The 24,692-nt window shown below is 50.3% G+C and carries 16 protein-coding genes; 8 read left to right on the top strand and 8 right to left on the bottom strand.

Going from position 1 to position 24,692, the window contains the following annotated elements; all coding sequences use genetic code 11:
* Positions 1 to 491: 491 nt before the first annotated feature.
* Together JW881_05995 and JW881_05990 are read left to right on the top strand one after the other, a co-directional pair.
* Positions 492 to 1,007, top strand: a complete 516-nt coding sequence (locus JW881_05995; protein MBN1697044.1) for a hypothetical protein — start codon at positions 492 to 494, stop codon at positions 1,005 to 1,007.
* Between the two features lie 121 nt (positions 1,008 to 1,128).
* Positions 1,129 to 1,539, top strand: coding sequence for a hypothetical protein (locus tag JW881_05990; GenBank protein ID MBN1697043.1), 411 nt, complete (start codon positions 1,129 to 1,131; stop codon positions 1,537 to 1,539).
* Between the two features lie 16 nt (positions 1,540 to 1,555).
* On the opposite strand, the gene JW881_05985 is transcribed toward JW881_05990, so the two are convergent.
* From JW881_05985 to JW881_05975, 3 genes are all read right to left on the bottom strand, one after another.
* Positions 1,556 to 1,861: a hypothetical protein gene (locus tag JW881_05985; GenBank protein ID MBN1697042.1), complete on the bottom strand. Its 306-nt coding sequence runs from the start codon at positions 1,859 to 1,861 to the stop codon at positions 1,556 to 1,558.
* Positions 1,839 to 2,177 (bottom strand): GxxExxY protein, encoded by a 339-nt coding sequence (locus tag JW881_05980; protein ID MBN1697041.1) that lies wholly within the window; start codon positions 2,175 to 2,177, stop codon positions 1,839 to 1,841. The genes JW881_05985 and JW881_05980 overlap by 23 nt, the downstream gene beginning before the upstream one ends.
* Positions 2,178 to 2,828: 651 nt before the next feature.
* Positions 2,829 to 8,909, bottom strand: coding sequence for a hypothetical protein (locus JW881_05975; GenBank protein MBN1697040.1), 6,081 nt, complete (start codon positions 8,907 to 8,909; stop codon positions 2,829 to 2,831).
* A 171-nt stretch (positions 8,910 to 9,080) separates the two neighbouring features.
* On the opposite strand from JW881_05975, the gene JW881_05970 reads away from it, so the two are divergent.
* Positions 9,081 to 9,473 carry a hypothetical protein gene (locus JW881_05970; GenBank protein MBN1697039.1) on the top strand — a complete coding sequence of 131 codons (393 nt, stop codon included), beginning with the start codon at positions 9,081 to 9,083 and terminating at the stop codon, positions 9,471 to 9,473.
* Here JW881_05970 and JW881_05965 read toward each other — a convergent pair.
* From JW881_05965 to JW881_05955, 3 genes are all read right to left on the bottom strand, one after another.
* Entirely contained in the window at positions 9,467 to 10,597 is a 1,131-nt protein-coding gene (locus JW881_05965; protein MBN1697038.1) for a hypothetical protein, read from the bottom strand. The genes JW881_05970 and JW881_05965 overlap by 7 nt on opposite strands.
* A 145-nt stretch (positions 10,598 to 10,742) precedes the next feature.
* Positions 10,743 to 13,259, bottom strand: a complete 2,517-nt coding sequence (locus JW881_05960) for a DUF2194 domain-containing protein (protein ID MBN1697037.1) — start codon at positions 13,257 to 13,259, stop codon at positions 10,743 to 10,745.
* A gap of 117 nt (positions 13,260 to 13,376) precedes the next feature.
* Complete coding sequence (locus tag JW881_05955) at positions 13,377 to 14,783, bottom strand: aspartate kinase (GenBank protein ID MBN1697036.1); 1,407 nt, start codon at positions 14,781 to 14,783, stop codon at positions 13,377 to 13,379.
* Positions 14,784 to 15,100: 317 nt separating this feature from the next.
* Here JW881_05955 and JW881_05950 point away from each other — a divergent pair, with 317 nt between their 5' ends.
* From JW881_05950 to JW881_05935, 4 genes are all read left to right on the top strand, one after another.
* Entirely contained in the window at positions 15,101 to 16,354 is a 1,254-nt protein-coding gene (locus tag JW881_05950; GenBank protein ID MBN1697035.1) for a hypothetical protein, read from the top strand.
* 177 nt (positions 16,355 to 16,531) lie between these two features.
* On the top strand, positions 16,532 to 17,827 hold the full coding sequence (murA, locus tag JW881_05945; protein MBN1697034.1) for a UDP-N-acetylglucosamine 1-carboxyvinyltransferase: 1,296 nt from the start codon (positions 16,532 to 16,534) through the stop codon (positions 17,825 to 17,827).
* Between the two features lie 82 nt (positions 17,828 to 17,909).
* The gene (locus JW881_05940; GenBank protein ID MBN1697033.1) at positions 17,910 to 18,497 is read left to right on the top strand and encodes a hypothetical protein; all 588 of its coding nucleotides are present in this window, start codon (positions 17,910 to 17,912) and stop codon (positions 18,495 to 18,497) included.
* A gap of 153 nt (positions 18,498 to 18,650) precedes the next feature.
* Positions 18,651 to 19,361 (top strand): SDR family NAD(P)-dependent oxidoreductase, encoded by a 711-nt coding sequence (locus JW881_05935; GenBank protein ID MBN1697032.1) that lies wholly within the window; start codon positions 18,651 to 18,653, stop codon positions 19,359 to 19,361.
* 25 nt (positions 19,362 to 19,386) lie between these two features.
* Here JW881_05935 and JW881_05930 read toward each other — a convergent pair whose 3' ends face one another.
* The gene (locus JW881_05930; protein ID MBN1697031.1) at positions 19,387 to 21,228 is read right to left on the bottom strand and encodes a hypothetical protein; all 1,842 of its coding nucleotides are present in this window, start codon (positions 21,226 to 21,228) and stop codon (positions 19,387 to 19,389) included.
* Positions 21,221 to 22,183, bottom strand: a complete 963-nt coding sequence (locus JW881_05925) for a hypothetical protein (protein ID MBN1697030.1) — start codon at positions 22,181 to 22,183, stop codon at positions 21,221 to 21,223. The genes JW881_05930 and JW881_05925 overlap by 8 nt, the downstream gene beginning before the upstream one ends.
* A gap of 237 nt (positions 22,184 to 22,420) precedes the next feature.
* Here JW881_05925 and JW881_05920 point away from each other — a divergent pair, with 237 nt between their 5' ends.
* Entirely contained in the window at positions 22,421 to 24,637 is a 2,217-nt protein-coding gene (locus tag JW881_05920; protein MBN1697029.1) for a sodium-translocating pyrophosphatase, read from the top strand.
* Positions 24,638 to 24,692 lie beyond the last annotated feature (55 nt).

Genomic DNA, 24,692 nt, shown 5'->3' with positions numbered 1-24,692 from the left:
TTCTTTTTCTTCCCATATTTATTCTCCCTTTCTTATATAGTACCAATCTAACTCAGGTACTGTCCAGTTTCTTGGGAGCAGTATATTCTTTACTCAATGGAAGAACCTGCCAATTTTTTCAAATATAACAATAATACCATTCAAACAAAACCTTTTGATACTATAAGAGATGTGATATATCCCGAAAATGGCTCTTATTATATTTATATAAAGATAAAAGAAAATTGGTATATCTATAATGAATATGAAGACTAAGATAATGCACATAACGGGCCATTCATGAATGATGTCCGGCCCCCGCGGTCTATGATATTGTGCGGACGGATCGGTTCCCGGATCGACGGGGTGATTATGCTATTTTTAAAATTGAATTTGCAAAACAATTGTTTTATAATTAACCTGCAAAATTTGAATGTAACGTTTATCTTGTAGAAATTTTTGACAAAACCAACGCAATTGCGAGGGGTGTTGGTTAAAATGACAATTAGCTTATGAAAGATGCGATAAAAAACATATTAAAAATATTATGGATCTCTCAAGCATTTTTATTATTTTATTGCTGTAATAAGCCAATTTCAATTAATGATACATTTGATTCTTACACGATATTTAATAAAGCGGTTGAGATAGTTGTGTATTATAATGGTTTAACGGTATTTGATAGATATAACACACCTGATGATTTAAAAACAGATTGTGATGTCAAGATTGAAATAAGAAAGTATAAAGTCGTTCCAATTGCAAAATTGCTTAATAAAATAAAGGGAGTCATACATTTACAACAAATATACGATACAAAAAATATTGACTTTACTATCAGATGTGATATTTTATCTTATAAGCATGTCATTTATTCATTTGCATTTTCCGAATCAAATCCGGACATTATATGGATAAATGGATATTTATATAAACATCATGACGATATTTTTCCGCTGGATATAATACCTTATTTATTTTTAAGCGATTGGAAATTATATCATTCTGTTGAAGGTATGGATTATTGATGAATGGCCGGATCGGCCAACACCGCGTAGGCGTTTGGGCGATCCGGCCATGGGCGATTGTATATGCGTAATATTGATTTTTCTATAATAAAAACTTTGTCAAAAAAGACAGGTAGGCAATATGACAAGTACAATATATTTAACTTGTATTAATGGATCGGAATCATATATTCCGGTAAAAGCAGAAACACCGGATTCTGTACGTTTTAAGATTTTACCGTTTGATTATGAACCTGATGATAGAAGCGAACTATATGAATTTAAACCTGACGATATAATTTATGTTAAAGAGACTCATTTCAAGGATAATAAAAAAGGTTTATTGGCTGTCGCTTTTGTTGACGATGAATCTCCGTTGAATTTAAATCAATTTCTATTTCGTGTCTTAAAAGGGAAAATCCCCGTTAATAAGGAAAATAAACAGCTTTTCTCTCATTTTATTGACAAGCTGAATCAGGATAAAATTAATGGTATATGGTATTATCCGGTAATTTTTGATTGGTTTAAAGAAATCAGTAATGATCAAATATAGGAGGGTTGCCGTAGTCTTACTTTGGCAGCTTCACAAGGCTGTAAAATGTTGATGAATTGGCGTTCACCGGTTCAAGGGCCGCGGTGTAAATGTCAAGCATTTTACACGCGGCGCGCATGTCTTTCATATGCACGTATTCCATGTCCCGGTCGATCCTGAGCACGATCCTGACACGTGAGGAGGTCGCCGGTCGAAAGGAAGCGGTTGTTTTATTAACCGGTTTGAGAATCCGCACCTTCTCCGTATAGAAAGCGAGTGTGATGTCAATTGAGCTTAATACGGAAAAGACAGCCCGAAGGCTATCCTTCCCGTTGATTGACAAAGCGTTTCCATTCAAGGCAGAAAGAGTTGAAGTTGATGATGTAGCCGACCGGAAGCCCTGAAAGCCTGAGATAGCTGATAAGCTGCGCTTCCATTACCGCTGCAAGCCGGGCGACGGCCTTGAGTTCGAGGATAACGGTATTGTCGACAACAAGGTCCGCGATATAGGCGCCGACATATTCGTGTTTGTAGTTGAGTGAAAACACTTTCTGCCGTTCAAACGGAATACCGGCATGGGCGAGTTCGACGCAAAAAGCGCTTTCGTAGACGGATTCAAGCAAACCCGGCCCGAAATGTGCGTGAATGGTAAACGCCATACGAAGGAAAGAAGAGTAACTACGGATTCCACGGAAGAAGACGGATTACGCGGATGGATATGGAGAATGAGAATTCAATAAAATTATGAATGTGGCTATGATTATATGGAATTAATATTGTTTTTTTAAATCGGACGTTATACGAATTATAATAACAATAAAAAACCTGATAATTCAAAACATCCCGCTTTTCCGTATTACGCTATCACTCCCGTCCCCGCGTAATCCGTTCTTTACCGCGAAATCCGTAGTAACCCCAATTATTCCGAACAGAAACTTTCCGGGCTGATTACGGTGATATTGTCTTTACAACGCTTGCCAGGGAAATCGGTATAAACCAGGACAAAGCTTATTATATAAAACCCTTCGATTTTTGAAATTTACACCCGAATTGTCTCAGCGCCGAGACAATTGACATGGAGCCGTTACACGATATTAATGAAACAGATGTAGTCGAAGTAACACGGAAGAATAACAAATACACGTTCGTTAAAAGAGGCAACGTGAATGACGGAATGTTATACACATACCGCGAAATCCGTCGTAACCCCATACGGCATCATGAACAAAATCACCGGTCTTACCTGACCGAACGGAAAAACCGCCGCATGCACCTGCAACAACCACGGTGAAATAACCGGCCCCCCCCTCCTACTCCACCCCGATCCTCACCCCTTCCGAATGCGAGGTGAACTCCGGGGCGTACATACATTGGATCGTCGTGATCCCGTTGGCGAAATTCCCCCGCTGGGTGATCCTGAGCGGGTACTCGAAAACATAGGTTCCCCTGACAAGGCGGGGAAAGAAGAAATCGACCGTTGCGTCCTTGATGCTTTCGTAGTACCACAGCCCGTCCCGATAGCGGTAGCCGGAGTTGGCGTTCACCGGTTCCAGGGCCGCGGCGCGCATGTCTTTCATGTGCACGTATTCCATGTCCCGGTCGACCCTGAGCACGATCCGAACCGTGAGGAGGTCGCCGGTCGAAAGGACGGTTGTTTTTTTAACCGGCTTGAGAATCCGGCCCTTCTCCGTATCGACGGTGAGGGTGAGGGTCTTTTCGAGGCCGAGGGGCGTTTTATAAGGCGTAATTTTGTCGAGTTCCTCGAAATATTGCCAGTAAAGGGCGCCCCATGCGACCCCGCCGGTCTTTTTTTCCACGGTGACCTTTCCCATGTCGGGCTTTATTTCACCCGGCCCCCATGATGTCCTGAAATAGCCGGTGCCCGCCTCGGGCTTCGCGGCTTCCATGGCGCGCGGGTCGATTGTTGTCGTGCCCAGGGTGATTCCGACCGCCTCATTGTCGGAGAGAAGATCGCTTCCCTGCATGAGAAGGGCGTAGCACGCTTCCGCGGTCGCCTTTGTCGTCTTCCAGTCCTGGGTCTGTTTCTGCTTGAGAAGCCACACCTGCATTTCATCCACCGCTTCCCTGTCGCCCGCGATGTCGCTGAACGCCTCGATGAGGAGGGCCTGTGTCTCGATCCTGGCCTGATACCAGTAATAACCCGGGGGGACGCTCCAGTACATGCCCGTTTCTTCGGAGACGATCGCGCTTTCTTTCAGGGACCGGATGATCGCTTCCGGTATCGTTTTCTCCCCGAAGCGGTAAAGCGCGAGCCCTGTCATGGCTTTGAGGTAGGGGCCGTACTCGTTCCAGTAACGCCCCGCCTGCGTTTTCCAGTAGTCGAACGCCTCGCGGCGGTGCTCCTCTACCGCCGCATCCGGGAAAAAGCTCCGCGCGTAGAGGTAATGGATCATAAGGTAACCGGGATGATGTTTTTCGGGATCGGTCCCGGATTTTTTCAACCGGTCGTAATCGGTCTGCATCGCCTTATCGAGAAAATCGAGCGCCCTCGCGATCGTGTTCCGCACACGGTCATCCACGCGGGCGCTTTTCACGCCGAGTTTGTCCAGGTGGCCCGTGAGCGCGACGATATGCTGGGTGATGTACCTGTCTTCGGGAAGTCCGGAAAACCACGGCCACCCGCCGTTCGGGGCCTGCATGTCCATGAGTTTCCCGAACGCGATGCCGTTTTCCCGCGCCAAGCGGTTGATGTCGAAAAGCAGGGCGACCCGCTTTTTCCGTTCCGTTTCGTCCTGCGCCTGAAGGACCCATGGTGTCTCCCTGAGGAGAAGGGATTTCAGGTCCTCGTTTTTTTCAAGGTTCGAAATGTTCGACCCGCCGTCCCCCCATGCATCGAAGACCTTTTTTATTTTGGGATTGAGACCGATGATATGCGCGGCGAGACTGTTGGCGTAATACCTGCTTGCGATCTGTTCCGCGCACTCGTGGGGGAATTCCATCAGATAGGGCAATGCCTGGACCGCGTACCAGGCCGGGTTCGAGGTGAATTCGAGGGTGAGGCGGTGGTGCCTGAGCGTTTTCGAAGCGCCGGAGGCGGCGAGTTTTTCAAACCCGAATGTTTTCGTCTGCTTTCCCTTTATCGGCAGGGGTAAGGCTTCGGTGACGAGCATCCTGTTCGGGAGAACGGGCAGGGTCGACTCCTCCCCGTCCGTAAAATCGCCCGCCCGCGCCGTGAGCCGGTAGGTGACGGCTTGAATACTCTCCGGGATCTCGATGTCCCACGAAACCGGCACGCTCTGTTCCTTGTCCACGGTAAACGGGACGGACGCATTGGTGTTTTTGAAAACGGCATCGACCGGTTTCATCGAGAAGGCGTCGAACAACATGAGGGCGGCTTTTCCGGAAAGTTTTTTTTCAGAAAGGTTGGTCACTTTCGCGGCAAAGGCGATGCGGTCCCCTTCCCTGAAAAACCTGGGGGCGTTCGGTGAGATCATGAGGTCCTTTTTCGTGACCGTTTCCTTTTCGATATACCCGTATGACATCGTTTTCGTATGCGCGAAACCGATCATTTTCCACCGCGTCAGCGCTTCGGGCATGGTGAAGGCGATAACGATCCTTCCGTCTTTGTCCGTTTTCAGGTGGGGAAAGAAAAAAGCGGTCTCGTTCAGGTTGGTGCGGATATCGATATCGGCGAAGGGCGTGCCGGGGCCGGTACCGGTGTCTTTCCGGGGCGCCCCGTCCCTGCCGTCCGCCGTCTTGTCCGTGGATATCCCGGGCGAAGGCGGCAATGCCTCGCTTTCTTCTTTCAGAAACGTATCGGCAACTTCGGGAACCATGGAGATTGAACTCCGTGCCACGGCGTACTGAAAAGAGGCGGACATCGATTCATCCAGGAATTTGAGTCTGTCATAGGTGCGGTTGTACCCTTCCTCGTATATATTCCAGTTCCATTCGACGGTGCGGGATGAAAGGGGGGCGAATGAAACATCCCCCTCCCAGTATTTTGCCGCGTACAATTGCGGAAGAAAGGTATTCGGCCATGCATGGGGAAGAAAGGAATCGAGCGAGGCGTCGTAGAGGGTCGCGGCCATTTCTGCGGCGGCCGCTTCGCCCTTCGGGCCGGAGAGTTTCAGCCGCCATTCCTCCTTTGCACCGGGGAGGAGGGTGTCCCTGAATGTCTCGAATTCGATGCCGATGTCGTCATTGTCCCAGTCCACGAACACCGGATAGTTGACCGTGTATGCCCTGTTGTGCCGGATACCGATGACGTGGACATTGAGCATGCCCCGGTGGTCCTCTTTTACCGGAAAGCGGACGGTCCTTGTTTCATTGTCGATGACGAGGGCCTTGTGTTCGACGATACGGGCCTTGTGGGAAATTTCGTATGTCACGGACACGCCGGTTTCCGTCGTACCGATTTCGAACTCGATGTCGTCTCCGGGCCTGCACGTTTCGGTGACCGGGCGTATGCGGAGCGTTTCGGGAACGGGAAGCGGGGCGGCCTTTCCGGATGAGAGGGTGAAGTAACGCTCGACGGTGATCTTCCTTCCCGAGGTGTCCGCGGACGCCATTTCGAGCAGATACATCCCCCCCTTCCACCCCGAGATGTTTTCAAGTTCGAGCGACCGGTGTTTCGCCGTGTCGAATTTTCCAGAATAAACGCGTTCTTCCCTTTTCCATGTGCGGGGTTCGTTTTCATCGTCGTAGACGTCATTGGGGAATGCCGCGTAAAAGGATTCGCGGTCCATGAGAAAGATATCCGGCCGTTCCCAGAGCCGCTCCCTGAACTCCCTCCCGGGCGGTGCGAGCCGCGTAATGGCGACCGTTCCCGAAGCCGGGATAAAGACACCGTCGAGATTCCGGCTTTTGATCGGAAACTCGCGGGGTTGTTCCCTTTCGAGGTGTTCGGGCACGTCGATCGAGAGGTCGAGCGACACATAGCCTGATCTCACCGTTATGCTGTTCGAATGGGTCTCCCCGGTCGTATCCGTGACATCGGCGTAGACCGTGTAGCTGAAGACGGGAAGCTCTTCTTCCGGGACGGAAGGATCGGGGGCGGCGGTAAACCCTATCGTGAAGGTTCCGGCGATATCCGTCGTTGCCGTTCCGTGCCTTATTTCCGTCTCGGGTGAAGGATGATAATAGCCCCGGTACCCCCACCACCGGTAGGGATACGAGGCGTTCCGCACCACGCGGAAGCGTACGGCCGCATCGGCAATTCCGTAGCCGGAGAAGGCGCGCGCCGTTCCCGTCACCGTCACCTCTTTCCCCAGCGTGACGCTTCCCTGCGGGGGGGCCATGGAGACCTCGAAGCCCGGCCGCTTGTATTCCTCGACGGATAAGGTGACGGAACCGGATTCGTTCGTTATCGACATGCTTCCGGTAAGCCGGTCAATCGGCGCGACGAAGGAGCCGCTGAACGAACCGTACTCGTTCGTTTCCAGATTCAGCTTGCTTATCTCTTTCGAATTGACGTCATGGAATACGACAATTGTCTTGTGTCGCGCTTCGGTTTTCAGCCGGTCGCCCCCGTTTTCCAGGTGGCGTATGACGATGCCTTTGAAATAGATCGTCTGGCCGGGCCTGTAGATCGACCTGTCGGTGATAAAGTAGGTCGCAAGCGGGTTTTCCTCGTAGTCCGGCGGCGGGTACTGGTAAAACTCGTCGTCGAAAAGGAGTGCATCGTCTTTCGAGGTAAAGGATATCAGGTAATCGCGTTCGAATCCCTTTTTCACTGAAAATAAACCGTTTTTATCCGTCGTGTATCGTTCGGCCTGTGTGCGCGTATATTTTTGTGTCATGGAATTCCACTTTGGTTCGATGATGTCGACCGTTATCCCCGCAAGCGGCCGGCCCGTTTCCCGGTGCGCCGCGTAATAGCGCCCGTTTCCCTCCGTCCATTCGTCGCACTTGAGAAACGAGATTTCGGTGATCCAGACCGGGGAATAGGAGATTGCGTTGCCGGCTGTGGAAAAATCCTCGTTTGCCGAGGCGAGGATGACGTAGTATCCCTTCGCAAGGCCCGGTATTGCCGTCTCTGCCTTGTGCGGCTGGAAATCCCCTGTATCGGGAATATCGACCGCCCACGCTTTACGGGCGGGCAATGTCAGGTAACTGTCGAAAGCCGCGTCATAACCCTCTGTGCGCCGTATTTCCCCGATCGTTTCACGCATCGGGCTTTCGAGCGGAACGGCGCGGAAATAAACCTTTTCGATGTTTTTGAAACGGAGAAGCGCGCGGAAGGGTTTCTCCGGAAGGTTCGCTTTTTCAATGGAGAAGTCGAGCGACTTTTCCAGAATCGACGAGCGGAGTGCGAGGCAGTCCGCCGCCCCTTCGGTGCCGGGAAAACGTTCGATCACGCTTTCACAGATTTCGTACGCCTTTTTAATATCCATGCGATGCTCGTCCGAGACTGCCGGACGATAGCGGCTGCCCTTTTCCCTGTATAATCGTGCCAGGCGGTATGAAACGAGTCCGTACGAAGGGTGCTTCCGGTATGCGGATTCGAGCTTTTCGAGGGCGCTTTCATAGTGTTTGTCCTTGTCCGGTCCGGCCGCCTGCGTTCTCACGAAGTCGAGGCGTTTCAGATCGAGGTGAATGAGGGCTTCGGGCTTTTTATCCTTGAGATGAAAGGCGGTCAGCTTCTGGAGGAGACGCAGGGCATGGAGTGTTATCGGTGAGGTGTCTTCAATCGGTATCTTCAGGGACAAAAACTCCTTCGGACTCCCGAACAAACGGGGATCGTCGAACGCGAAGGTCCCGGCCGGAGGCGTGAAACTGAAGACCATCCCGCTCGTGAAAAAATCGAGGGCCCTGTAAGCGAGAAAATCGTAGAGGGTGGGCCGGATGTCCCGCGAGTTTCCCTCTTCGAGTATGTCGCTAAATGCGTCCATTTTCTTTTTCTCAAGCAGCTTTTCGTTTTCAAGCGAATCGAGATAAAGACCGGTAATCTTATTGCCGAAGGCTGCCGCATTCCAGGTTTCGATATCGTCTTCCTCGATACCGAAGGTTTCCGTTCTGTAGGAAAATTGATATGAAAAACGCCGGAAGTAGCTGAAGTAATATTCTGCGAGAATCGATTTCAGGATCGAGGCTGCCGGTTCCTTTATTTCTCCGATTTCTCGTTCGAGGTTTTCGATGATCTCTTTATATGCGTAATCGCTTGAGAACAATTCATACGGCAGCCTGTATATGAGTATCTTAATGAGTTCGAGCTCGTCTTTTTCTTTTTTTGCCTTCGTATAGAGGACATCCAGTTCTTTCAGTATTGACGCCATGAGTCCCTTTTCCCGCAGCTGCGCTATCTTCTCCCAGCCCGAAAGATTCTCCGTGACGCCGGAATCGTTACCGGTGTCTTTTTTTATCTGTGTTTCGATGCAGGTGGAACAAAGGACGGCGGCCAGCAGGACGGCCAGGATACATTTTTTCATATGAGATCCTCCCCCGTAATTCTAAGCTATTTTTCAAGCAAAAGCCATAACATAAAAGAAAACGGAAAACGGGGAATCAGGTAACACCGCGCCTTTAATATTTCAGGTTTCCGGGTTCATATCGCGCGCCGCCCGCCGAACGGCCTTCGTCTTGACACCCGGCGGTGCGCCGTGATACCATTCTTCCCTGATATGTTGAGGAGATCTTCCTGTCTATTATTGGTATTTTTTTTCGCGTTTTATGTGTGGGGTGACGGCGATGAAAACGGGGAAAGCTCACCCGACGAGGAATTCGACTTTCCGCCGTTATCCACGCCGCTACTCGACGATACGGTTATCGGTACGTATAACGTTGAACTCGTCGCGGTCGGCGGAACGGGAACCGCGGCCGGAATCGGTTTTATCCTGTACGGGCTTTCGGATATCATCGCGCGGACGATAAACGAGGGCCGCTTCTCCCATGAAGCGGACAGGGGATTGTTTTTCGTTTCATTTGGATTTGTCGTGGGCGGGTTGTCGTTTGCCGTCCTGAAATCCGCACTGGAACCCCCGCCTCCTCAATAACTCATGCCCATCTTGATTCCCGCGCTCAGCCCGTAATCGAAATAGTAGACAAACGGGATTTTGATCCAGACAGGATCGATGCGGATACCGGCCGCCGCCGTTACTCTGAAACGGATGAAGTCCGGGGCGTTTTCGTTGATGCTTCCTTTGACCGAAAGACTGCCGGGGGTATCCACATATGAAGCCATGTCGCCCGAGATTGTGATATCCGCTTCGTCTTCGATCGACACGTATGCCCTGCCGAATAACATATCGAAGCCGCATCCGAGATCCAGCATGAGAAACCAGCCGATATCGAGGGAGGTGGTTCCCGAGACCGGTACGACGAATGTCCGGGAACAGATGCCCACATCGGGATCGGATGATATTTCCGCCTCACCGGTTATCACCGGAACAGGGCCGCCAAGGCCGTCCGGGTCCTGGGCGACGGGAATCGAAAAATCCCACTGGACCGGTTTGACGATTTTGTTGTATACGTATGAGATTCCAGTCGCCAGTGTCAGGGGCCGCCACGTCAAGGCCGGAAAAGGCTTCATATCGTCGAATAACGGGTAAAAGAGAGAAACGCCCGCGTTGAACGAACGGAACCGGTAGTCGTTATACGAGAAGCTTGACGCGCCGCAATTAATGCCGATAAGAAGACCGGGAAAAGCCGTATTGAAAATATCGAGGAAGGCTTCGGGATAAAAGAGTAGGGTAACGGTAAACAATTGCAATCCGAACCCGAGGTATGAATCCGAGCCCTCCGTGGTGTCGACGAGCGAGGAGGATATTTCCTCCGTATCGAAGGTAAACGACTGGCCGCTTACCGTCATGTCCAGGGTAACGGCGAAGCTGCCGATATTACCGGCCGCCGGATGCGCGATCGAAGAAAAGGAAAAGGCGTTCGCTTCGGAAAAGGCCTTCATCATGTTTTTCTTTTGGATTTCCGTTTCGATTGAATCGTTATAGTCGTCGAAATATTCGTCGATCGAGTTTTCTATTTCGAGTGTTTCGGCAAACGCGAACACCGGGAGCCGGATGTCGAAGACGAGATCGGCGCGCGCCGTGTATAGGGGGATTAAAAGGAGGATGCTCGATATAAAGACAAAGGCGTAACTTGGAACTAATTTTTTATACCGCATCGATAACGGTATTCTACCATGAACGGTATGGGCCGGTAAAGGGGATAACACCCGCTATGAACATAGCGGTGGCCGTATTCACGGCAACATCCGCCGTATTCATCGCGGTACCGGCCGTGAATACGCCCGGCTACATTTACGGTTGTCAGCGGATCGTGAGGACGCAGTGTCTGTCGTGGGTCTTTATGATGAAAGCGTTCTGGTTCCGGTAGTGATGGATTACGGTCCCCCCTTTTATCGCTTCGAGTCGTTTTCCGTTGAGGCGTACCCGAAACAACCCGCCGGCCGACGTGAAGACTTCGAGGTTTTCATTCGTCCGCCTGAATGTAAAGGTCGTCGCGTCGTGTTCGAGGAGACGCTTGTGGAGTTCACGGAGTCCGAGCCATTCCACCCACGGGTAATGTGTCCGGATAAAGCCGAATATCTGTGCGAACTCCTCTTTTAATGTCTCCCAGTTTTTACCGTTCGACCGTTCTTCGTCGTAGACATCGTCCGGGTGAATGAAGTGGCTGATAAATCCCGGGCCGCTCATGCCGGAAACGACGAGTGTTCTAAGCTGTTCGTCGAATCGGTATCCGAAGGAGATTCGGGGAATGAAGTAGATTGACGGAATCCTCGGGTGCGGGCCTATTTCGGTATAGGTCTCTTCTTCGGTCCCCCAACGGAGGGCCGATACGGTCCGTATGGAGGGAAAAACCCGGTGAAGGGCGATTATCCCTTCTTCCGAAATGATATTGTTGACCGCGACATACCCGAAGGGAAGGGAATTTTCCCCGAAGAGGTTGATCCATGTCTTTTTACCTTCCGTAAGGGAACCCTCCATCATCGCGATCGAAGGCCATTTGTTGATGTTCGCATTCGTCTTTTCCCTGGTGAGCGACATATGATTATAGCCGTGGAAGCCGACCTCCCTGTCGTTCGTCATGAGTTCGTTTGCCGTTTTGAGCGATGCCATGTTATCAGCGGCGAAAAACTCTCCGCCGGTAAAGGGTGGTTCGACGGTGGCATTGTAGTTGAAGATAAGGTAGGCGCTGTACGGGATCTCGAATCGGTCTATAATATTCTTGACATCGGGCCACCAGACCTCCGTATAGAATTCGGTATCGGTTGTCTCCACCGGTTCCTTTGTCACATTGTACATGGGAAGCGGCCAGTCGTCGATAAAAAGATGGCCGATGCCGAGTGTGCCGCACACGCCGACGGGCCGGACATACAGAAAGGATTCGAGGATAAGACCGACAAGTTCCGCCCAGAGAAAACCGTCCCAGTTCCAGACGAGCACCTTCCCGTTCCCCTTTTCTGCGCTCCAGAGCAGGGGATGGGTGTCGTCGAAGTCTGTTCCGAGGACCCGGGCGGTATCGTCGGGAAACAGGAAACCGCATTGCCACCTGAATTCTTCCCGTTCGACGGAAACCGATTCCCCGAGTGCGAAGCCACCGTTTATTCTGTATCCGTTCATTACCACTTCTTTTTCGGACAGTTCGCGCGCGGTCGAGGCAAGCCAGGGAACCGGCGATGAGGCAAAAAACTGGAGGAACGAGACAAGGGACCCGCCTGAATCCAGATAATCTTCGAATATCTGACCGTTCAACCCTTCAGCGGAAGCGACCATGAGCCCGACCGCGGAAAAACGGGAAAGATCGCCTGGCAGAAGCCGTTCGAACTGGTCCCTGGTGATGACGGTGAACGGAAGCTTGACGCGGGCAAGGATTTCCGTTGCGTATTCGAGGAGTTTACGGGAGGGGTCGTTCCCGGTATCGGCGATCAGACCGATATGTTCGTTTTTATATGACGGGAAGATCGCCGTTTTCAGAAATTTCCTGAAATCGATGAGTATGGTCGCCGTCCCGTCCTGGTCCATCCGGTAGATATATGTCGAAAAAACGAAACCGCCGTTCCGGTTCGATACGATCACCGGACTCGCTTCAAAATCCTCGTCCTTTCTTTTCAGGGAAAGATAGACGTCGAGGTCCCTGTCGACCTTGAGAAAATAATAGTAAAAGCTTTCCTCGGTGAGTATCTGTTTTCCGCCCGCCTCGACCATTTCCGGTACTTTCTCCGAAATAGCGATCACGTCCTTTCCCTGGGCCCATTCACCGAGATACCAGAGGCCGAGTTTCGAGAGGGTGAGGTTCAGCCGTTGTATGTCCACGTAGACCTCGTCGCCTTCTTTCCGGTAACGCCATGCGCCAAAATTATCGATGACGATAAACTTTCTTCCTTCATTGACCGAGCGGTCGATAAAATCGAGATAGGCGACCGGGTCCTCCATCTCGGGGCTGCCGTACCAGCTGATAATGACCCTTATTTCCTGCATGATCAGCGAATCGGGAATACCCGAATCGATATCCCAGTATTCGATGGTAAACCCCATATCATTGAGAATATCCGCCAGATGATAGAGAATCAGATTTTCCCTGTCCGTCTGATTCTCGGTGGATTTATAGAGGGCAAGTACCTTTTTCCCGAACAGATTGAGCCGGGATCGTTCGATCCGGGCGGCGTCCTTGATTCCGGACGATTCCTCCGGCGCTTCGGTATCCGGTGAAATCCTTTTATGCAGCGCATCACATCCGGCGATAAGAAAAAAAAACGAGATCAGTATCGCGCAGGCGGTCGCGGGGGTTTTTGCGGAATATTTTTTACTTTCTTTCCGGATCATAAAAAAACCCTCCTCGTTTTTCGATCATGATCTCAAGGATAAACGGATGTTGCGACAGATTTTTCCATAATGCCATAATTAAACTATTTGCATAAAAAGGAGAAAAGTCAAATTTTTTTATCCCGATGTATTCTCCGGTGAGACTTCCAGAAACGCGTGATGAAGCGTCAATAAGGCCTGTTCCTTGTCCCCGCTCCCCGTGACGAAACTGATGTTTCTTTCCGACGAGCCCTGCGCGATCGCGTACACATTGATCTTCTTGAGTCCCAGGGCGCTGAAGAGGCGTCCTGAAATCCCCGGCGTCCCCCTCATGTTTTCACCGATGACGGCAATGATAACCAGATCCCGAAGAAGATCGATATTCTGAATCTGTTTTGTCGCCAGTTCGTCCGCCAGCGCCCGGTTCAGCAGGTCGTGTGCCTTGACCGCTTCGTTTTCTTTCAGGGCCAGACAGATGGAATGTTCGGATGATGCCTGCGATATCATGATGATATTGATATGTGCGGCCGCTATTTCACCCAGGATTCGTGCGGCGATACCGGGAATACCGACCATCCCGCACCCTTCGACATTGATGATCGCGATCCGGTCGATACAGGCGATACCGGTAATGCATGTGGAATGACGTTTCACCGTATCCGCGATGAGGGTTCCTTTGGTTTCCGGATTGAGTGTGTTCTTTATGAGAATGTTTTTTTTCTTTTCGATTGCGGGAATCATCGTGTAGGGATGAATCACTTTTGCTCCGAAGTACGAAAGCTCCATGGCTTCCTGGTAGCTGAGTTCGGGGATGACGAACGCTTCCTTTACATACCGAGGATCGGCACTCAATACGCCGTCGACATCGGTCCAGATTTCGATGATATCCGCATCGAGTCCCGCGCCGACGATCGATGCCGTATAATCGGAGCCGTTCCGTCCCAATGTCGTGACGACACCGCTTGAAGTCGATGCAATAAAACCGGTGACAACGGGAATTCCTTTTACGCTTTTGATTCGTTTCAAAATGGCTTTATAGCTTTGTGTAAATAAAACGGCCGCGCTGCCGTGCACGTTATCGGTGATAATGACCCCGTCGCTTGCATCGATGAAAACGGCTTCATGTCCCAGGACGGGGAGATAGGATGCCATGATGCGGCAGCTGAGTTTTTCTCCGAAACTCATGACGACGTCGAGGCTTCGCGCGGAGCATTCCCGCACGAGTTCGATACCGTGCAGAATTTCCTCGAGTTCCGAAAGCATCCAAATGACCGCTTCCCTGATTTCCTTTTTTTTATTTTGAGTGAAGAGTGTTTCAACCGTATCGAGGTGTTTTTTCTTAATCTCGTTGAAGGTTTCTTTATAGCATGTTTTGCCGTTTTCGGCTTCCCTTGCGCACCCGATGAGAAGGTCGGTCACCCCTTTCATCGCCGACAGGACGAGGCAAATCCCGGTTTTTTCCGATTCACCGGCGACAATTCGCGCCACTTTTTCGATGAGTGTGCTGTTCGCGATAGAACTGCCTCCGAACTTCATTATTTTCATGCTCTCCCCTCCTTGCGGGATTTCCGTTTTACACCCGTTCGTTTTTGGAAAAAGAGTCGATATACCGGTTCGATCTTTTTCCGGCGCCCGATCATTGATGAGTATACGGTAAATTATCGCCGTTGTCCATAACGCTTCCGTTTCCGGCTGTTCGCCGTCGATTCACGGGACACTCTCTTTGCACCGCCCGACGGCGGGCATCCTCGTTTTACCGATCCGCGGCATTTTGGCAGCACGCATGCTCCGCCGGTAAACCGGATAAAATACCCAATGAGGGACTTGAACAGAACACCATAAATTAACGATAATAGAATGAGATGAAAAAGACAGCGGGGCCCGTGATTATTATGCTGATGGCAATCCTTCCCCTGTTTTCCGTGTGCACATCGGTTTCCCGGCAAAACGAAATCCATGACGCAAGCGGAGACAAGGAAGACGGTACTTTCGGAAAGGACGAGGAACAAAACGCCGGTCTCTTCGGAAGCGGCAAGACGGATTCTTCGCTTCATGACGATAAAAGCGATACGGGTGCGGCTGCCTCACCGGCCCCGTTCAGGCGGGAGAAAGTACATGATGAAATTGCGGGTCTCTTTCATTATCCGGACTACCCCCTTGTCAACAACAAAAAAATCCTCTATCTTATCCATGATTTCACGCAGGACGACGTGGAAGAAGTATGTGTGTTGAGTATAAAAAGCGACGATCCGGCGAACGCGCAGCTCGAGTTCATATCGGATTTTTCCCGCCTGTTCAAGGAAAAACGGGAAGTGTTTCCCTTTTTTTTCAATATATTTTCCCTTCACAACGACAGTTATTCCCTCGTTAATTCGATAGCCCTGGGGGAACATTCGGTGTACGGGTCGATTACAAAGTTCAACCTCGATAAAAACCAGCCCGATCCCGTCGTCATCGCTGTTTCGTTTCAAACCAAAGAGGGGTCCGTGCAGGAATGGCTTGTTTTTAAAAGTCCGGTGATTTATCCCGTTGCGACCGTCAGTCTGAAGGAGACGGTTTCGGTAAAGACCATTGTCGAGGATATCGATAATGACGGTATTCTCGATATTCTTCTGTATGAACGCGGGATGGAGGAAGGTGTCGGATATGAGACATTTCTCACATGGAAAAGGTGGAACAAAAAGAGGTTTATCGAATACAAGACAATAAATATCGTGAGAAACCTCAATGGTTTTCTCGAAGGACTCAGGGAAATTTGTCTGACCGGCAGTATCGAACAACTTCTTTCGTATTCACTCGATCCGGCCGAAAAGCGGAAATTTGAAAAATCGGGGATGACGCAGCAACAGATACTTTTTAATTTGTTCGGGTTGTCGCGTTTTTTTGAACAGGATCTTACCGGCATCAATGTTCTCGACGGGATCGAGGAGGTTGTCTTTCCCGAGATACTCGATAATCCTTTTTATGTCAAAGACGGGAAAGGTTCCTATTTCAAACTCTCCTTTCGTATCATTTATGGAAACGGTCTGTCGGTGATTCCGGAAGTCCTCATCTACATGCTCAAAAATCCCTTCGGCAAACGGCAGTTCGTCCTGTACCCGATTCCCGCTGAATAAATCGTCTCCGGTTTGTCGAGAGCCGAACGTTCCTTTATAATTCGCTATGAATTGCACAATTCGCTATGAATTGCACAATTCGCTATGAATTGCACAATTCGCTATGAATTGCACAATCATACCTTGAAGATGTCATATTATTGACATTATTATCGCCAAGAGTTACCATATCGGACTATGTATAAATATATTATCGAGGGAGGATTCCCCATACGGGGAAAAATCAGACCGAGCGGAAACAAGAATGCAGCTCTCCCCTGTCTCGCCGCGACACTCCTCACCGACGAACGGGTTGTTCTCCGCAATATACCCGATCTGGAAGACGTGACCGTTATGGTCAGGATTCTCGAAGACCTCGGTTCGAAAATCGAGCGGCCGGAAAAAAACGTCTACGTGCTTGAAACGAATAATATCAACCGCACGGAGATTTCCCCGGAATATTCCCGGATGGTCAGGGCGTCGATTCTTTTTGCGGGTCCCCTTTGCGCGAGAACAGGAAAGGTTGTCCTCCCGCCGCCGGGCGGCGATGTTATCGGGAGAAGGCGGCTCGATACCCATTTTCTCGCGCTCAAGGAACTGGGTGTAAAGATTACCATCGACGGGAAATTCGTATTCGAGGTTCAAAAACTCATGGGAACGGATATTTTCCTCGATGAAGCGTCGGTCACCGCCACGGAGAACGCGATTATGGCCGCCGTTCTGGCCGGGGGCACGACGACCCTCATGAACGCGGCATCCGAGCCGCATATTCAGGATCTGTGCGTGATGTTGAATCGGATGGGCGCGCGGATCGGCGGTATCGGTTCGAATATTCTCACCATAGAGGGCGTGAAAAAACTGCACGGTACCGAGTTTTCGATAAGTTCCGATTATATGGAGGTGGGGTCGTTCATCGGCCTCGCGGCGGCAAGCCGGGGCGAGCTCGAAATCGAGGACGCGGCCCCGCACCATCACCGGATGACAAAAATTGCTTTCGGTAAGCTCGGAATTTCATGGGAGACGGACGGAAGCACGATCTATGTTTCACCGTCACAAAAACTGAAAGTGGTTCCCGATTTGGGAGGGATGATCCCGAAGATCGATGACGCCCCATGGCCCGGCTTTCCACCGGATCTGATCAGTATCGCCCTGGTCGTGGCGACTCAGGTGGAGGGAACGATTCTCATTCACGAGAAAATGTTCGAATCCCGGATGTTTTTTGTCGACAAACTCATCGGCATGGGAGCGCGAATCATTCTCTGCGATCCCCACCGGGCCGTCGTCGCCGGGCCCACGCGGCTCAAGGAATCGGAACTCGTCTCGCCGGACGTGAGGGCGGGGATGGGTCTGCTGATTGCCGCACTCTGCGCGGAGGGCAGGAGCACGATGCATAATGTCTACCAGATCGAACGCGGATACGAGAATATCGCCGAGCGGTTGAGAATCCTGGGCGCCAGGGTCGAACGGACAAGGGAAAGTGAGGAACCCGGCTGATATGAGAAAAATTCTTGAAATATAACCGATATGTGGTATACTGGTGCGTACAGAGACATCATATGGAAGAAAGGAATATATAATGAAAAAGGCATTTGTTTTTCCCGTGCTGGTCTGCGCGGCACTTTTCTTTTCGGGCTGCTCCACGGATTCACCGCCCCTTGCCGAGGCGGAAGCGGAGCAGATGGCAATGACGGTGATGGGAAGCGTCATGCTGGAAATGTTGCCCGCAATAGGTGAGATCAACAACGTTAATCTGATGAAATCGCGGGGGACCGGAGACGGTACGTATACGAACGGATCGGGGACATGTACTATCGAAGTCGGGTATGAGTATAATGATGATGACTTTTACCCCGTCATCTGGGTCGGAAAAATAACGTTTTCCGGATTTAAAGCTCAAGGGTATTATCAGGCGGTCGCGGACGGTTCATTGACGATGACGATGACCATGGATGATTATATGAATATGGAGATGAGTTATGTAGGCGGAATGAAGATTGTCTGGAAGGGTGAACGCTACGATGTGATCTGGGACATGGAATGTTCTATGACAAACGACGGGGCAAACGCCACAGTTGATTTTTCCGGAGGATATACGGTCAATGGCTATGCATATTCGTTGAAATATTCATATACGATTCCGATACCCGCAATTCCGGTGATGTAATCGTCTCGAGATTTTTCGGCATGCTTGCTGTTGGAAGGGATGGTTCAGATCCTCCCTTCCAACAGTTTTTTTATGTGGATATCCCCGCCCGCTTTTACTATACTATAATCGTGTCAACCTGAAGACTATTCTGAAATGATGAAAAGGAAGCGTATGAACAAACTGTCGTTCCACATACTCGTTACCGGCGTCACGCGGGGGCTTGGACTCTCCCTCGCGGATTTTTTTCTTGAAAACGGTCACCGTGTTATCGGTCTCGGAAGACGGAAAAGCGACGGGATGAAGGATCTTGAGAAGAAACATGGAGAACGGTTCGCATTTTATGGTGCGGATGTGACAAATGAAAAGCAGTTGCTGGATGCATATGAGGCCATAAAAGGGAAAACACCCCATCTCGATATTCTCGTCAATAACGCGGCGGTTCATCTCGAACAGCAAAAACCCGATCTCGACGAGATCGATTTCTCCGTCTACCAACAGACCTTTCTCGTCAACTCGATTGCGCCCCTGATGGTGATAAAAGCCTTTATCCCCCTCCTCAAAGCGGGCGACAAAAAACTCGTGATCAATATATCATCCGAAGCGGGATCGATCGGGAATGCCTGGAGAAAAACCGAGTATTCTTATTGTATGTCCAAAACCGCCCTGAACATGGCTTCGAAAATTCTCCAGACACGGTTCAGGGAAGAGGGGATTAAAATTCTGGCGATGCATCCCGGATGGTTCAGTTCCGATATGGGCGGCAAAGAGGCACCGATAACTCCGGAGCAGGCGGCTGCCAGAGTCGGCAGGACCATATTGAAGAAATGGTCGCTCAAGGACCCGATTTATATCGACGCCGACGCCAAGGAGATGGTCTGGTAGGGCGGGCTGAACCATGAAAAAGGTGTCAATCGGTGAGTTTCCCCGCGATAACGATCAGCCCGGCAAAGATGAAGATAAACTGGATGGCGATGCAGACCGCTAGCGATACGAGAAGGGGGAAGATGAGCGTGAAAAAATCAAAGAGCGTCATCATACCCGTCATGAAAAACCGGATGAAAAGTGTGACGACAATGGGGAATACGGGGATAAAGATCATGGTAAACAATGACGGACGATCTTCATAACGGGAACGGCACGCCCAGCCCAATGCGATCGCGAAGAGGGAAAATACGATGAAGAGAAAGGGTAACATGCATCTTGTCACAATTTCAGCATCGACCGTTTTTATCGAATAACCCGCCTTTTCGTATTCCCGATTGAATGCAATTGAAAGGAGTTCCAGCAGTCCCGTTTCCCGGAGATTGTCCGGCGTCGATCTGAAATTCTTGAACAGGCTGATGTCGGGCGAAAGCGGGAGTATGTTTTTGAGTTCATTCCCTTCTTTTTTCGATTGAATGAAATAGACGGGAAGCAGATCCGTTCCCTGCCTGAGGCCGCTTCCCCGAACCGGTGAGTTTTTATAGATACAGTTGAAATTAATATGGTGGCTGGACCGCTTTTTTTCCTTTCCGCCCGAAAGCATCGAGGTATCGACAAACATATACTTGCCGTAGGGGGCCAGATAATGACTCAGGATGGTTCCGGAAGGGGAAACGCGCATCACCTCGGTATTAAAGAAATATATCCCCTCATCGACACGGACCATTTTTTCGACGGAAACATACTCGGCTTCCGTTTCATCAATCTGATTGGAAAAGAGGATATCCCGGACACCGACAAGAAGGTCGAGATGTTCCAATTCTTCATAGAAGAAAGCGAGTTTATCGAGAAATTCCCCTTCGATTTTTGCCAGGTAATCGCTTGCGTCCTGATCGGCCGGGTACTCCTCATGTAATTCCTTGAACAGATAGTATGCCGATATGAACTCCCCGCTTGCCAGTTTCTCGTATCCTTCCTGTTTTTTCAAATACAGACTCCGGATTCTTTCATCTTCCCCGGACAGATCGTATGATTTTATCTTTTCCATTGATGTAACGATCATATTTTTTGCATCAACCCTTGTGTTGTCAAGCCGAAAGGCCATTGAGGCGTAATAGTAAGCGGAATAATAATCCTCTTTTGCGTACATTCTGTTTGCGTTTTCCATAAGACCGTCGGCATCGAGTCCTTCGATACGGGCTTTCCCCTGATCCTCCTGCTCCGCCTTTTCATGATGCCCGCTTTCTGTAAGCGGTATTTCTTCGTTTGAAATAACGCGCCTGATTTTCCTTTCAAGTTCCTGTGCGGGTTTGTATTCCGGATTGATGGAGAGAGACGAGTCGATATATAGAAAGGCGCTCCGGTAAAGCCGTTCTCTCTCGTCTCCTGTGGCTTTATCCGCGTCAATCGTTGCCTGTTCCGCCTGTTCGTAATAACGTTGTGACAGCATGCTTTTGGATCTGTTTTCATTAATGCCGGTGATGACGGCAGGCTGAACCCATATGATGATCGCCGCATATATCATGGATATGATGATAAAAAAGATGATGACAGACGTGACGATCCTGTGGATACCGGAACGTTTCCCGATACCGATCGCGGCAAATTCGACGAAAAGCGAATAGGCAATGAGGACTCCCGTTGCATGAATGGGAATAAGGTATTCGATAAAAAGGTCGAGACCGCTTTTTGCCGCGGTATCGAGACGGAAATAGGGAAGAAGGTCGGGCGGCGGGAAGATGAGACAGAAGAGGAACAACCCCAGATAGCTGACAAGATAGGTGACGAGTAAAATTGGAACGACTTTGTTCAAACTCGATCTAAGCACCTGCGGTTTCCTTTTTTTCGAATCCCGCCGGTATAAAGAGTATGTCGATGAGAAAGAGGAGCGCGCCGGTAATAATCAAGGCAACGGCCGGAACCATTGATGATAGCGTTATCCCTTTCATGAGTTTATCCAGTTCGATGAGCAGGATATTTTTGTAAAGCCTGTAGAGAAAAAAGACACCGGTTATGATAAAAAACATGAAACAGAGATTAAAGAGGGGCCATTTCGATATTCTCATGAAAACACCTGTGGTCATGAAAAAGAATGAAAATGCAAAACAGTAGATGTAGAACCCGATTCCTCCCGATACGACGAGCTGGATCAGGTCACGTACAAAATCTCCGTACGCGGAAAAAAACTCACTGGTAAAAAAATCATTCGATCCGGCACTCCGGTACGGGTTCCCGACCGGCAGAGAAATCATTTCTCTGCCGTCACCGGATAAACTCAGTCTGATGATATTACCGCTTATCCTGCCCACACCGTTTCTGTAAAATGCCATACGGGTTCTCATGCTTCCCGGAGAGAAGACGAGGGTATTGGAGAGTGTGTTGTTGTCGATGGCACCTGTATTGATCGTCGCTTTTTCGGCATTATAGAACTTTCCGGGAAGGATAATCTGTTCGACTGTTTTTCTTTCCGATTGGCCTTTTGGTGTAATGGCGGTAAAAAAGATCATCCCGGCCGCGAGTACGACAAACGCTGCACCGGCGACGAAAATAACCGTAAAGAATCTGTAGCCCGGTGTCTTGAGCATTTTAAAAAAAATGAAGATGTAGGCGAGAAGGACGGATGCGGGAAGGGCGTAGAGAAAAGCGAACGGAAACGCTGAAAGAATAAACCCGATCGTTATCTGGCCCGCCTCGATATGTTCGGCGAGAACCTGATTCAGCACATGAATCGAGGTGAGAAGAAGAAATATAACGATGAGGACAAACAGAAATATAAAAGGCATGAATATTACGTTTTTCACAAACCATAATGCTATCATGTTGTCTCGATTAGTGCAAGAAAGTTTATCGTCTTGACTGAAAATAGTTTTATCTTTACATTAGGGGGAACATCCTATAACGAGAGAGGAATAATCAAAAAAATGAAAAAAAGTACTCTTTTTTTACTTATTATTCTCCTGAGTATCGTCCCCGCTGCCCTTTCTTTCGGGGATACGGGAGAAAGCGGCGGGGCGAGTCTCATGTTGATCGCCTGGATCGGTTCGATCGCGGCGCTTGTTTTTGCCCTTGTCCTTGCCCTTACCATCCTTAAAAAGGATGCGGGAACGGATAAAATGAAAGAGATCAGCAGGCATGTCCAGAAAGGGGCCATGGCCTACCTGAAGCAGCAGTATAAGGTGGTCGGAATTTTCCTTCTGGTTCTTTTTATAATTTTCCTTGTTCTTTCTTTCGGGTTTGATATTATATCCGGGTTCGTTCCGTTCGCCTTTATCACAGGCGGGTTTTTCTCCGGGCTTGCCGGATTTATCGGTATGTATATCTCGACACGGTCGAACGCCCGTACCGCGTGGGCGGCGCGTAAATCCCTGAACGCGGGACTCCGTGTCGCCTTTTCATCGGGGACGGTGATGGGGATGGTCGTCGTCGGGCTGGGGCTCCTGGATCTTTCGATCTGGTGGACCCTTCTCAGGTGGCTGTTCCTCGAGACACTCCACTGGATAAAGGATGTGAATGAAATACCGCCGATCATGATCACCTTCGGAATGGGGGCTTCATCCGTCGCCCTCTTTGCCCGTCTTGGAGGCGGTATTTTTACCAAGGCGGCAGATGTGGGAGCCGACCTTGTCGGCAAGGTCGAAGCGGGGATACCTGAAGACGATCCGAGAAACCCGGCAACGATCGCGGACAATGTCGGAGACAATGTGGGCGATGTCGCGGGAATGGGCGCGGACCTTTACGAATCGTATGTGGGTTCGATCGTCGCGACAATGGCATTGGGATCCGTCGCCTTTACCGGCAGTATGTTTCCGGCGAATATGGCCCTGAATGCCATACAGATTCCGGTGACGATCGCAACGATCGGTGTGCTTTGCTCGATTATCGGAACGTTCCTGGTGCGGACAAAGGAGGGGGCTTCACAGAAGGTTCTTCTCCGGTCATTACGAACAGGGGTCTATACGTCGACCGTCCTTATCGCGATATGTTCCTTCATTCTTGTATGGTTTATTATGGGTCCCGGGTACATCGGTATATGGCTTGCCATGTTTGTCGGTCTTCTCGCGGGGAATATCATCGGTATTTTCTCCGAATACTATACTTCCGACCATTACAAGCCGACACAAAGGCTTTCAAACGAATCCCTTACCGGCCCGGCGACCATCATTATCGCCGGTCTTTCCCTTGGAATGGTTTCTACGCTTATTCCGGTCCTGACCGTCGTTGCCGCCACCCTCGCGGCATATTTCCTCTCTGGAGGAGGGGGACAGGGACTTTACGGGATCGGAATGGCCGCGGTTGGTATGCTTTCGACCCTGGGCATCACGCTTTCGACCGACGCGTACGGCCCGGTCGCCGATAACGCGGGAGGTATCGCCGAAATGGCGGGTCTCGAAGCCGAAGTCCGGGAGAGGACGGACGCCCTCGACGCCCTGGGAAATACCACGGCAGCCACAGGCAAGGGATTCGCCATCGGGTCGGCTGCACTCACCGCACTCGCGCTGCTTGCCGAATACGGTAATAAAATCCTGGAGTTCATGCATAAGAATATCGAATCCATTTCGGCTTCGTTCCGCTCCTTCTATTCCGGGATAATCGATTTCGGGGCGTGGATGGCGGTTCCGGCCGAAAACGCGGTCAATATCGATTTTCTCAAGATCAATCTCCTGAATCCGGTCATCCTTATCGGGCTGTTTATCGGGACCGTACTCCCCTTTGTTTTTTCCTCCCTTTCGATGAGTGCGGTGGGCCGCGCGGCCGGCGATATGGTTAAGGAAGTAAGGCGGCAGTTCAAGGAGAAGAAGATCCTCGAGGGGAAAGACGAGCCGGATTACGCTGCGTGTGTGGCCATTTCCACAAAAGGGGCGCAGCGGGAGATGATCCTCCCCTCGCTTCTGGCGATTATAGCGCCGATCCTTGTCGGTATTATTTTCGGCCCTTTTGCCGTGATCGCCCTTCTGGCCGGAGCCCTTGCCTCCGGGTTTGTTTTGGCCATCATGATGGCGAACGCGGGCGGTGCTTGGGATAACGCGAAAAAGTTTATCGAAAAAGGACAGCACGGTGGAAAAGGTTCCGAAGCGCACAAGGCGGCGGTTGTCGGCGATACGGTCGGGGACCCCTTCAAGGATACTTCGGGTCCATCGATCAATATCCTTGTCAAACTCATGAGTATGGTATCGATCGTTTTCGTGGGGCTGTTCATCACCGTGAACAACATGATCGTTCAGGCGATCGTACCGTAATAAATGAAATATTAAGAAACGGGGCGGGCGCGGCATGTCCGCCCCGTTTTTGTGC

The organism is Spirochaetales bacterium (assembly GCA_016930085.1).
Taxonomy (GTDB): Bacteria; Spirochaetota; Spirochaetia; order SZUA-6; family JAFGRV01; genus JAFGHO01.
Note: the sequence above shows the minus strand (reverse complement) of the source record. Positions and strands in the feature narration are given on the sequence as shown.

Coding starts and splice junctions, on each gene's coding strand:
- JW881_05995 (MBN1697044.1), top strand. CDS start 492: ATGAAAGATGCGATAAAAAACATATTAAAAATATTATGGATCTCTCAA.
- JW881_05990 (MBN1697043.1), top strand. CDS start 1,129: ATGACAAGTACAATATATTTAACTTGTATTAATGGATCGGAATCATAT.
- JW881_05980 (MBN1697041.1), bottom strand. CDS start 2,177: ATGGCGTTTACCATTCACGCACATTTCGGGCCGGGTTTGCTTGAATCC.
- JW881_05975 (MBN1697040.1), bottom strand. CDS start 8,909: ATGAAAAAATGTATCCTGGCCGTCCTGCTGGCCGCCGTCCTTTGTTCC.
- JW881_05965 (MBN1697038.1), bottom strand. CDS start 10,597: ATGCGGTATAAAAAATTAGTTCCAAGTTACGCCTTTGTCTTTATATCG.
- JW881_05960 (MBN1697037.1), bottom strand. CDS start 13,259: ATGATCCGGAAAGAAAGTAAAAAATATTCCGCAAAAACCCCCGCGACC.
- JW881_05955 (MBN1697036.1), bottom strand. CDS start 14,783: ATGAAAATAATGAAGTTCGGAGGCAGTTCTATCGCGAACAGCACACTC.
- JW881_05950 (MBN1697035.1), top strand. CDS start 15,101: ATGAAAAAGACAGCGGGGCCCGTGATTATTATGCTGATGGCAATCCTT.
- murA (MBN1697034.1), top strand. CDS start 16,532: ATGTATAAATATATTATCGAGGGAGGATTCCCCATACGGGGAAAAATC.
- JW881_05940 (MBN1697033.1), top strand. CDS start 17,910: ATGAAAAAGGCATTTGTTTTTCCCGTGCTGGTCTGCGCGGCACTTTTC.
- JW881_05935 (MBN1697032.1), top strand. CDS start 18,651: ATGAACAAACTGTCGTTCCACATACTCGTTACCGGCGTCACGCGGGGG.
- JW881_05925 (MBN1697030.1), bottom strand. CDS start 22,183: ATGCCTTTTATATTTCTGTTTGTCCTCATCGTTATATTTCTTCTTCTC.
- JW881_05920 (MBN1697029.1), top strand. CDS start 22,421: ATGTTGATCGCCTGGATCGGTTCGATCGCGGCGCTTGTTTTTGCCCTT.